The organism is Micromonospora parastrephiae, assembly GCF_016802865.1.
Lineage (GTDB): Bacteria > Actinomycetota > Actinomycetes > Mycobacteriales > Micromonosporaceae > Micromonospora > Micromonospora parastrephiae.
The window spans coordinates 1-10,278 of the sequence record NZ_JAEVHM010000190.1; the positions used below are offsets into that span (position 1 = coordinate 1).

Consider the following 10,278-nt stretch of genomic DNA (forward strand, 5'->3'; position numbering starts at 1 on the left):
CCGGGCGGAGTTCCCCAACCAGCTCATCGTCGGGCCGAGCTGCGCCTGCGTACCGTCGACCACGCACACCTTCTGGAACCAGTACCTGGACTTCGTGCGCTCGACCAACACCGTGCCGGACATCATCAGCTGGCACTCGCTGCCCGGTGACCCGGTCGCGAACGTCGCCGCCGCCAACGCCACCCTCGACCCGCGCGGCATCGCCCACCCCCGGCCGTACCAGATCAACGAGTACGGCGCGCCCGACGAGCAGAACCCGGCCGACGGCGCCTGGTACATCTCGCGGCTGGAGCGCGCCCGCGCGGACGGCCTACGGGCGAACTGGGCCAGCGGTGGCAGCCTGCACAACGACCTCGGCAACCTGCTGATCCGCAACTCGGCCGGCCAACACCAGCCCAAGGGCGAGTGGTGGGCCTACCGCTACTACGCCTCCCAGACCGGGCAGATCGTCGCGGTGACCCCCAGCCAGTCGTACGACGCGTTCGCCACGAAGGCGACCGGCGTGGCGAAGGTGCTGGTCGGCGGTGGTCGGACCACCGGGAACCTGACCGTCAACCTGCAACGCCTGGACACGACCAGCGGCGTCGTGCAGAACAACCAGGTTCGGGTGCTCACGCAGCGCATCCCGTACAACGGCGGCGGCGCGGTGCAGGGCCCGGTCACCGTCTCGAACAACCTGGTCACCCTGTCCAACAACAACGCCACCGTGACCCTGCCGTACACCAACCAGAGCGACACCTACACCATCACCCTGCTGCCGCCCTCCGACGGTGGCTTCCAGTCGGTGGCGGTGGCCCAGCACTCCCAGCAGTGCCTGGACAACCCCAACCTGAGCATCGCGGACGGCAACTTCCAGCAGCAGTTCTACTGCGAGGGCGGCGATCAGCAGCTCTGGAACTTCCGGCCGGTCGCCGGGGTGGCCAACACGTACACGGTGGTCAACCAGCAGAGCGGCAAGTGCCTCGACGTCAGCGGCGTGTCTACCGCCGACGGCGCGACCGTGCACCAGTGGACCTGCCTGAACGGCCTCAACCAGCAGTTCAGCCTCCGCAAGGTGACCTACGCGGGCAACGACTCGCACGACTACCAGCTCGTGGCGCGACACAGCGGCAAGTGTGTCGACGTCAGCGGCGTCTCGACGGCTGCCCGGGCGCCGGTCCACCAGTGGACCTGCAACGCGGCCGGCCAGGGCAGTCCCCTGAACCAGACGTGGCGGATCTGGGGGCGGTAGGCGTCGCGGCAGGAATCAGGCGTCGGCCGTCCGTCGGGCGGCCGACGCCCGTCCCGTACCGCATTCACACACACTCGAGAGGGAGCCACCCGTGCGAACCCCGTCCCACAGCGGGCCAGGAACAGCCCGCGATCTCATCCCGAGACGCCGTCGCCTGCGACGTCTGACCGTCCTGGCCGGCGCACTGGTCGGCGTCCTCGCCGGCGTCGGCACCACACCCGGCGCCCCGACTCCGACCGCCGCCGCGGCGCCGCAGGCGGTGGCCGCCATCGAGCCCGGGCAGAGCGCTCCGATCATCGGTACGGCGTCCGGCCGCTGCCTCGAAGTACCCAACTCCAGCACCACCAACGGCACCCAGACGCAACTGTGGGACTGCAACAGCTCCGCCGGCCAGACCTGGACCTGGACGTCGAGCAAGCAACTCACGGTGTACGGCAACAAGTGCCTGGACGCCTCCGGTCGAGGCACCGCCAACGGCACCCAGGCGATCATCTGGGACTGCAACGGTCAGAACAACCAACAGTGGAACGTCAACAGCAACGGCACCATCACCGGCGTGCAATCCGGGCTGTGCCTCGACGCCAACGGCGCAGCGACCGCGAACGGCACCAAACTCGTCCTCTGGGCCTGCAACGGCGGCGCCAACCAGCAGTGGACCTCGCCGACCACCCCGCCGACCAACCCGCCGACCGGTGCGCGTCCGTGCGACATCTACGCCTCCGGCGGCACTCCGTGCATAGCGGCGCACAGTACGACGCGGGCGCTCTACGAGGCGTACGCCGGCAACCTGTACCAGGTCCGGCGCTCGTCGGACAACACGACCCGCAACATCGGGCTGACCGGCACGGGCGGCACCGCCAACGCGGCGACGCAGGACTCGTTCTGCGCCGGCACGACCTGCGTGATCACCGTCGTCTTCGACCAGTCCGGGCGCGGCAACGACCTCTGGTACCAGGGATCGAGCGTGGTTCCGGGCTCACCGCAGAGCAAGCCGGCGGTCGCCACCTCGGAGTCCCTGACGGTGGGCGGCGCGAAGGCGTACTCGCTCTACATCAACCCCGGCAACAGCTACTGGCGCGACGGACACCTCACCGGAGTGCCGACCGGCGCGGCTCCCGAAGGCATGTACATGGTGACCAGCGGCACCCACGTCAACAGCGGCTGCTGCTTCGACTACGGCAACAGCGAGACGACGAGGAAGGCCGACGCCGCCGGGGCGATGGACGCCATCAACTTCGGCAAGCAGTGCTGGTTCGGTGGCTGCTCCGGCACCGGACCCTGGGTGCAGGCCGACCTGGAGTGGGGCCTGTTCCCCGGTGGAAGCAGCTCCTGGAACCCGAACCAGCGTGCGTTCACCAGCAAGTTCGTCACCGCGACGCTGAAGAACAACGGCACGACCCGCTTCGCCATCAAGGGCAGCAACGCCCAGTCCGGCAGCCTCTACACGCTCTGGGACGGGTCACTTCCACCCGGATACAGCCCGATGAAGAAGCAGGGCGCGATCATCCTGGGCAGTGGCGGGGACTGCTGCAAGCCCGACGGCGGCGCGAACCTCAGCGCCGGCACCTTCTACGAAGGAGCCATGGTCGCCGGCTATCCCACCGACGCCACCGAGAACGCGGTGCAGGCCAACGTGGTCACCGCCGGCTACCGCTGACCCCGGCCGACCACGCTCGTACGCCGGTCACCACCGATGGTGGCCGGCGTACCCGTGGGCCGCTCAGGAGATGGCGGCCTTCACCAGCTCGACGACCCGCTTCTCCACCTCGGGGCTCCACGCGCGCAGCGCGTACGCCACCGGCCACAGGTCCCCGTCGTCGAGGTTGGCCGTGTCCTGGAAACCCAGGGTCGAGTACCGGTAGTTGAACTTGGCGGAGTCCTGGAAGAAGACGACGATCTTGCCGTCCGCGTTCGCGTAGGCGGGCATCCCGTACCAGGTCTTCGGTGTCAGGTCCGGGGCGGTCGCGGTCACCGCCACGTGCACACGCTCGGCGAGCGCGCGGTCCTCCGGCTCCATCTGCGCGATCCGGTCGAGGACCGCCTGGAGACCGTCGGCCCGCTTCGCGCCCTTCCTGCCCTCGGCGCGCAGCTCGGCGGCGCGCTCCTTCATCGCGGCGCGCTCCTCGGCGGTGAAGCCGTCGGATGCGGTCGTGGACGTCTTCGCGGACATTCTCGGCTCCCTCTCGCTGTGCGAAGGCCCGGCGTGGTGCCGGCTACCTGGGAAAAGGCTAGGCCGGCCGCCCGGCGGCCGCTTCTTGATTCCTGATCGATCCCGGGCGGGCGGTCGGACCTCGACAGGCACGTCGACCCCGGAGCGCTCGGGGATTCTCCTGGGTCGTCGTTCAGGGCTAGGCTTCGGCGCATGTCCAGCTGGCCATGGCAGGGCCGGGCGGCGAACGTGTCCGTGGTGTTCGTGGTCGGCCTGGTCGCGCTCGTCGGCCTGGTGGTGCAGTCGGAGGGCATCGACAGCGCCGCCGACTGGGCGGCGCTGCTGGTCGTGCTGGTGTCCTCCGGCGCGCTGTATCTGCGCCGCCGTCATCCGGTGTGGGTGGGTGTGGCGGCGCTGGCGGCCGTCGGCGCGTACGGGGCGTTGCTGCACCGGCCGGGGCCGATCATGCTGGTCTTCGTCGTGGCGCTCTACACCGTCGTCGACGAGGGCCACCTCGCGCTGGCGATCGGGCTCGGGTTCGCCTCGGTGATCGCCTTCGCCGTCGCGGACGGGCCCAACCGCGTCGGGCCCGCCTCCAATGGAGCGACGCTGCTGCACGCCGGTTGGCTCGTCGCGGTCATCGTCGGTGTGACCCGCAACCGCCGGGCGTACGTCGCGGAGGCGCAGGCCCGGGTGCGCGAAGCCGAGCAGGGCATGCGGGAGGAGGCTCGCCGTCGGGCCACCGAGGAGCGGCTACGCATCGCCCGTGAGTTGCACGACGCGCTCGGCCACCATCTCTCGCTGATCAACGTGCAGGCCAGCGCCGCGCTGCACCGTCCGGATCCCACCCGGTCGGTGCAGGCGCTCACCGCGATCAAGCAGACGAGCAAGGAGACGCTGCGCGAGTTGCGCGCGACGCTGGACGTCCTGCGGCAGGAGAGCGAGGCACCCGCCGCTGCCGTACCCGGCCTGAACCGTCTGGACGAGCTGGTCACGGTGGCCGGGCGGTCCGGGCTGGCGATCCGTGTCGAGGTGACCGAGACCCGGCCGCTGCCGCCGGAGGTCGACCTGGCGGTGTTCCGGATCGTCCAGGAGGCGCTCACCAACGTGGCCCGGCACGCGGGCGCGACCGCCGCCGTGGTCCGGGTCCGACCCGACGGGGACGACGTGCTGATCGAGGTCGACGACGACGGCACCGGTTCACCCGGGCCGCCCGGCAACGGGATCCTCGGCATGGGTGAGCGTGCCCGGTCGCTGGGCGGTTCGCTGACCGCCGGCCCGGGACCGGACGGCGGCTTCCGGGTGCGGGCCCGCCTTCCGTTGCGGCCCGGCACCGTGCCGGCGGGAGTGCCGGCGTGATCCGGGTGCTGCTCGCCGACGACCAGACGCTGGTACGCGCCGGCTTCCGGTCCATCCTGGAGGGCGAGGATGGCATCGAGGTGGTCGGTGAGGCCGCCGACGGCGCCGAGGCGGTGCGCCTAGCCCGGTGGTCACGGCCGGACGTCGTCCTGATGGACATCCGGATGCCCGGACTGGACGGCCTGGCGGCGACCCGCGAGATCACCGCCAACTCCGACATCCGCGTGATCATCCTGACGACGTTCGACCTGGACGACTACGTCTACGGCGCGCTGCGGGCGGGCGCGAGCGGTTTCCTGGTCAAGGACACCGAGCCGGCGGAGCTGATCCACGGCGTGCGGGTGGTGGCCCGTGGCGACGCGCTGATCGCACCGTCGATCACCCGCCGGCTGATCTCCGAATTCGCCGCCCGGGCCCGGCACCCGGACCCGGGCCCACGGTTGAACGCGCTCACCGACCGGGAACGTGAGGTCATGGCGCTGGTCGCGGCCGGCCTGTCCAACGACGAGATCGCGGCGCGGCTGGTGCTGAGCCCGGCCACCGCCAAGACGCACGTCAGCCGGATCATGACCAAGGCGCGGGTCCGGGACCGGGCCCAGTTGGTGATCCTCGCCTACGAGTCCGGCCTGACCGTTCCCGGTTGGCTCGCCCCCGACTGATCGTGCTCGCCGGTCCGGGTCAGCCGGTACGACGGGAGCGGGCCAGGACCAACCCGCCGAGAACGATGCTGACCAGCCCGACCACCAGAGCCACGTAGGCGCCGCCACGTCCGTTGCCGGTACCGATGCCACTGTCGGAGGTCGCCACGACGAGGCCACCGAGGGCGACGCCGATCAGCCCCGCCGTCAGGGCCACGGAGGCTCGGAGTCGCGCGTCGGCGGTGCGCGTGGCGGGGCGGGCCAACGCGAGCCCACCGATGATCACGCCGATCAGCCCCAGCACGCCGGCCACGGAGGCTCCGAGCCGTCCGGCGCTCATCGTGGTGACGCTGGCGGCGGCAAGCAGGTGGTTGTCGTACATGGCGGTTCCCTTCGCTCACGGACGGTGCCGGTGCAGCGTATGGAACCGAAAGGTCACGGGTCGTCATGCCGGAGTTGCCGATGGGCCTACCACCGGGGTTGTACGCGCCGGGGGAGTCGCACCACCCCGGTTGTGCCCGGCGGGCTCCGGCCGTCGCGAGCGCGGCGCCGACCCGCGCCGCCGCCGGCCGTGGCACGGCCGGCGGCAGCACGAGCGGACGGATCAGGAGTACGGAAGCCGGAGCACCGACTGGTTGCCGATGCCCAGGGTGCTGGGGTTGCTGCCGATCGCCGACCAGACCTCCACCCGGACCGTGCCGTTGCTCAGCGCGCCCAACGTTCCGGTTGCCGAGGCGAGGCCGGCGTTCTGGGTGTAGTGCTCGTAGCCGGAGACCGGGTCGGTGGCGAAGTAACGCCACGTCTCGGTCCGTTCCCAGCTGCCGTTGCCGGTCAGGTCGTAGGAGACCCGCACCTGCACGGCGTTACCGACCGCCGTGCCGGCGTCGACGAACAGGTCGAACGTGGTCTGCGCACCGGAGTAGGCGAAATTGAGCCCGGTGGCCGTGAACACCTGCGGGTTGGTGGGCGTACCGTCGTGGTTTCCGTTGGCGGCCGCGACCGTGGTCGTGGCCGCGCCACCGGCGGCTCCCAGACCACCGCCCGGCAACAGGTACCGCGTCGGGTTGCCCGGCGTCGGGGGCGGGGTGGTCGTCGGCGGGGGATCGGTGGGCGTCGACCCCGGGGGTACGCCGCCGGCCGCGTTGCCGCCACTCCAGGTGTACGCCCCGGTGGTGGCCGTCCTGCCGGCGCCGACGGTGAGCGTGGTGCCGTTGGAGAACGTCACCGTGACCGGCGACGCGGTCGGGTTCGACGCCACGTAGGTGCGCGCCCCGTTGCGCGAGAAGACCGCCGACAGCGGGTGGTTGCCGGTGACCGTCGTGTCGACGGTGCCCAACGCCGCGAGGTTGCGGATCCAGTGGAAGGTGTGTGCCCGGCTCTCCCCCTCCTCGGGCGTGTAGCCGGGGTTCGCCCGCAGGTTCGCCAGTGCCGCGTCGCCGTCGCCGAGGGCCTGGAACTGCCAGAGGATGTCCTGCCACACCGTCGGTTGTCCGCCGTTGTTGCGGACCAGCTCGGCGTAGTTGGTCCGCACGTACGCCGGGTTGTTGCCCAGGTAGAGGTGTCCGCCGGTGACGGGTAGCAGGTTGATGCCCTGGATCATCTCCGGCTCGCCGCTGAACCAGGTGGCGTAGGCGCCGCCGTCACCCCAGACCATGCCGACCGTCGAGTGTCCGAAGGCGGCGGGGAAGTTCTGGTCGCTGACGTCGAACCAGTACTCCTGGATGGCGGCGGCCTGGGTGGTGTAGAGGAAGACACCGGCGTCCCGGACGGCGGTGTTGCCGGTGACCTGCCCCCACTGGATCAGGGCGTTGGCGAAGTTCATCCCCTCCGACGAGGACTCCTGGTTGTTGCCGGAGCCGAACGAGCCGTGCCCGGACGCCCAGTCGTGCCCGGCGTAGATGTCGAAGTCACGCAGGTAGGGGAAGCGGGTGTCGCCGCGCTGGTAGTTGTTGGCGTCGCGGATCAGCAGGTCCACCATGCCGCCGTAGCGGCTGGTGGCGGCCCACGCCGGGTCGAACTTGGCCAGCGTCGCGGCGGCGGCGATGTAGTAGCCGTAGTGGAAGTGGTGGTCGTTGAGTTCCTGGTCGGAGCCGTACGACGCCGGGTAGCCGATCAGGGTGCCCCAGTTGCCGTCGTAGTAGAAGACCCTGCTGGTCTTGCCGCTGGACGCGGTGAACCAGTCGGTGAGCGTGCTGCGGATGGCGTTCAGCGCACTGTCGCGCGTCGCGGTGTCGTTGACCAGGTCGGCCACCTCGGCGAGGCGGGCGGCCCGGCCGAGGCCCTTGCCCGTCCAGTACGTGTCGCCGCCCCGCTGGTCCATCGGGTTGGACCGGGCGGCGGCCAGGTGGCCGTTGAGGGTCGCCAGGTCGGCGCCGCTGCCGTCGCCGACGGCCGGCAGCTCCGGGAGGACACCCTGGAACTTCATGGCGGTACGGAACTGGCTGACGCCGGTGAGCACCTTCATCCGCCCGCGCGCCGACGGGTAGGTCGGTGTGATCGCGGTGGAGCCGCTCAGCGACTTCCACTGGTGCGGGTAGAGGCTGACCACCGTCTGCGTGGCGGTTCCCTCCCGGGCGGTGGTGGTGAACGCGTACGTGGTGGTCAGCCCGCTGGTCGCCGGGTTGTAGGAGTAGGAGACCTGGGTGCCGGTCACGTGGGCGTGCGCGTACCGGCCGTAGGTGGTGGCCAGTTCGGCGCGTTCGGTCGCGTTGGCGGTCGGCGGGAGGAGGGCGACGGAGAAGTAACCCCGTCCGGCGAGGGTGGAGGAGATGCGGCCGCCGGCGACGGTCCAGGTGGCGCCGCTGGGGGCGTACCCGACGTAGTCGTGGCCGTTGACCCGGAAGCCGATGGTGGCACCGCTGTTGGACCAGACGTCGGCGGTGCCGCTGGTGCTGATCACCGCGTCCCCGCCGCTGGTCTGGAAGTACGCGAAGGGCAGCCCGTGGCCGATGGTGGCGCGCATGGTCCGTGCGCCGTCACTCCAGTACGGGCTGACCGTCCAGTCGGTCCAGCCGTCGACCTTGACCAGAGGCGCGCCGAGCCCGGCCACGCCGACCCGGATGTCCTGGACGTACGGGTAGTGGTACTCGCCGACGCCGGTCGCGGTGCCGCTGATGGCGGGTGTGGAGTTGGCGGAGAAGCCGAGGCCGTCGGTGAAGGTGTCGTACGAGACGGGGTGGGCGTGCAGCGGTTCGCTGAAGGCGCAGTCGGTGCGCTTCCAGAGCAGTGAGGACCACCAGTCGTTGGTGGGTATCGCGCCGGCGGGGGCGTTGGCGGTGGCGAACTGTCGGGGGTTGGTGGACATCGGCCCGCAGCCGGTGGGGAGCGGGCCGACCGGCGTGGTGGTGTAGCTGCCGGCGCCGACGGGGGCGGCCTCTGCGGGTCCGGTGACGGGGATGGCCAGGCCGCCGACGACCAGAGCCAGAGCGGTGGTGACGGCCAGGGCCCATCGGCGGTGGGGGACGGGAGGTTTCATGGTGCCTCCATCGCGCGCCGGCGCCGGCGGGGGCCGGCTCGACGCCTTCGTCTTAATTGAGGAGAAGGTCTATCGAGAGAGCGCTCTCTCATCCGGCACGGTAATCGAACGCCGAGATTCTCGTCAATGTGTCCAACCGGTTGCGTGCTGATGTCGCGATTTGCCGCCCGAGGCTAACGTCGGCGAGGCGGGGGCGGGGGCGTACTCGAACCCGGCCGGGCCGGTGGCCGCGTGCGCGGGGCGGACAGGTCGTACCAGCGGGTCAGCTCGTTGGCCACGGCGACGCGCACCGGGTCGGGGTTCGCCCAGCTCCAGTTGGGGTGGGCCCGGTTGGTGAGAAGGACGAGCACCAGCCTGCGCTCGGGGTCGACGAGCAGCGAGGTGCCCGTGAAGCCGGTGTGCCCGAAGGTGCCCGGACGACTGAGCCGGCCCATGAACCAGGGCTGGTTGAGCACCACGCCGAGGCCGTGGTCGCTGGTGCGACCCGGTCGCTCGGGGTCGACGGCGGGCAGGCCGACGTTGGCGTTGGTCAGCATCCCCCGCACGGTGCTCTCGGCCAGGATCCGTTGCCCGCCGTAGATGCCGCCGTCGAGCAGGAGCTGGCCGATGACGCCGACCTCCTGGGCGGTGCTGAAGATGCCGGCGTGCCCGGCGACGCCGCCGAGATGGTTGGCGACGTCGTCGTGCACGACCCCGCGCAGCAGCCCGCGCGAGGAGCGAGCGTCGGTGGCGACCATCCGGGCCGCTCGTTCGGCGCTGCTGATCCAGGTGTTCGGGGTGAAGCCGGTCCACCTCAGGCCGAGCGGGTCGGTCAGGCCGGTCTTCAGTGCCTGGTCGAGGGGTTGGCCGGTGACCTTCTCGACAAGCTTGCCGGCGACCATCAGGCCGACGCTGGAGTAGCGGAACACGCGGCCGGGCACGGCGCCGGTGACCAGCGGGGTGGCCAGCACGGCCTTCCACTTCGTGGCGAGGGTGCCCGAGGCGGTGCCGCTGGCACCCACGGGCAGACCACTCGTGTGCGCCAGGAGCATCGCCACGGTGACGGCCGACTTGCCCGCGCCGGTGAACTCGGGCAGATAGCTCACCACCGGCGCGTTCAGGTCGAGGCACCCCTTCTCGACCTGCTGGAGCACGAGAATCGACGTGTAGACCTTCGTGATCGACGCCAGGTCGAAGATCGAGTCGGGGCGCATCCGGACGCGCTGCGCGGCCGGCAGGAGCGTCGGCCCCGCGTCGAAGCGGAGCGCCTCACCGACCGTGGCCTGCGCGCTCGTCTGCCCGCCGGCGAGCGTCAGCGCCACCGCGCCCGCGTACGCCGGGTGCGAGGGATTCTGGGTGGTCGGTCGCAAATGGACGGTGAGGACGCCGGTCAGCCGCTGGCTGACCGGCCCCACCGTGCGACTCAGCGGGACGGCGGGGCGCGCGC

The 10,278-nt window shown here is 71.0% G+C and carries 8 protein-coding genes; 4 read left to right on the top strand and 4 right to left on the bottom strand.

Features of this window, described 5'->3' with window-relative positions; genetic code table 11:
- Positions 1–1,231 (top strand): RICIN domain-containing protein (locus JNW91_RS26020; RefSeq protein WP_203177996.1); only part of this gene is annotated, 1,231 nt, incomplete at its 5' end.
- Between the two features lie 91 nt (positions 1,232–1,322).
- Entirely contained in the window at positions 1,323–2,888 is a 1,566-nt protein-coding gene (locus JNW91_RS26025; protein ID WP_203177997.1) for an arabinofuranosidase catalytic domain-containing protein, read from the top strand.
- Positions 2,889–2,951: 63 nt separating this feature from the next.
- On the opposite strand, the gene JNW91_RS26030 is transcribed toward JNW91_RS26025, so the two are convergent.
- Complete coding sequence (locus JNW91_RS26030; protein ID WP_203177998.1) at positions 2,952–3,401, bottom strand: iron chaperone; 450 nt, start codon at positions 3,399–3,401, stop codon at positions 2,952–2,954.
- 192 nt (positions 3,402–3,593) lie between these two features.
- Between JNW91_RS26030 and JNW91_RS26035 the strand changes: the two genes are divergently transcribed.
- Positions 3,594–4,739 (top strand): sensor histidine kinase, encoded by a 1,146-nt coding sequence (locus tag JNW91_RS26035; protein WP_203177999.1) that lies wholly within the window; start codon positions 3,594–3,596, stop codon positions 4,737–4,739.
- Positions 4,736–5,398, top strand: a complete 663-nt coding sequence (locus JNW91_RS26040; RefSeq protein WP_203178000.1) for a response regulator — start codon at positions 4,736–4,738, stop codon at positions 5,396–5,398. Before JNW91_RS26035 ends, JNW91_RS26040 begins: the two co-directional genes overlap by 4 nt.
- Before the next feature lie 19 nt (positions 5,399–5,417).
- On the opposite strand, the gene JNW91_RS26045 is transcribed toward JNW91_RS26040, so the two are convergent.
- The 3 genes from JNW91_RS26045 to JNW91_RS26055 form a co-directional block, all read right to left on the bottom strand.
- Positions 5,418–5,759: a DUF6223 family protein gene (locus tag JNW91_RS26045; RefSeq protein ID WP_203178001.1), complete on the bottom strand. Its 342-nt coding sequence runs from the start codon at positions 5,757–5,759 to the stop codon at positions 5,418–5,420.
- A 222-nt stretch (positions 5,760–5,981) separates the two neighbouring features.
- Positions 5,982–8,852: a glycosyl hydrolase gene (locus JNW91_RS26050; RefSeq protein WP_203178002.1), complete on the bottom strand. Its 2,871-nt coding sequence runs from the start codon at positions 8,850–8,852 to the stop codon at positions 5,982–5,984.
- A gap of 173 nt (positions 8,853–9,025) precedes the next feature.
- Positions 9,026–10,278: serine hydrolase domain-containing protein (locus JNW91_RS26055; protein ID WP_407664385.1), on the bottom strand; the 1,253-nt coding region annotated here is incomplete at its 5' end.

Bases quoted from the DNA above. Each gene is read 5' to 3' on its own strand.
- JNW91_RS26030 (WP_203177998.1), bottom strand. From the start codon at position 3,401: ATGTCCGCGAAGACGTCCACGACCGCATCCGACGGCTTCACCGCCGAG.
- JNW91_RS26035 (WP_203177999.1), top strand. From the start codon at position 3,594: ATGTCCAGCTGGCCATGGCAGGGCCGGGCGGCGAACGTGTCCGTGGTG.
- JNW91_RS26045 (WP_203178001.1), bottom strand. From the start codon at position 5,759: ATGTACGACAACCACCTGCTTGCCGCCGCCAGCGTCACCACGATGAGC.
- JNW91_RS26050 (WP_203178002.1), bottom strand. From the start codon at position 8,852: ATGAAACCTCCCGTCCCCCACCGCCGATGGGCCCTGGCCGTCACCACC.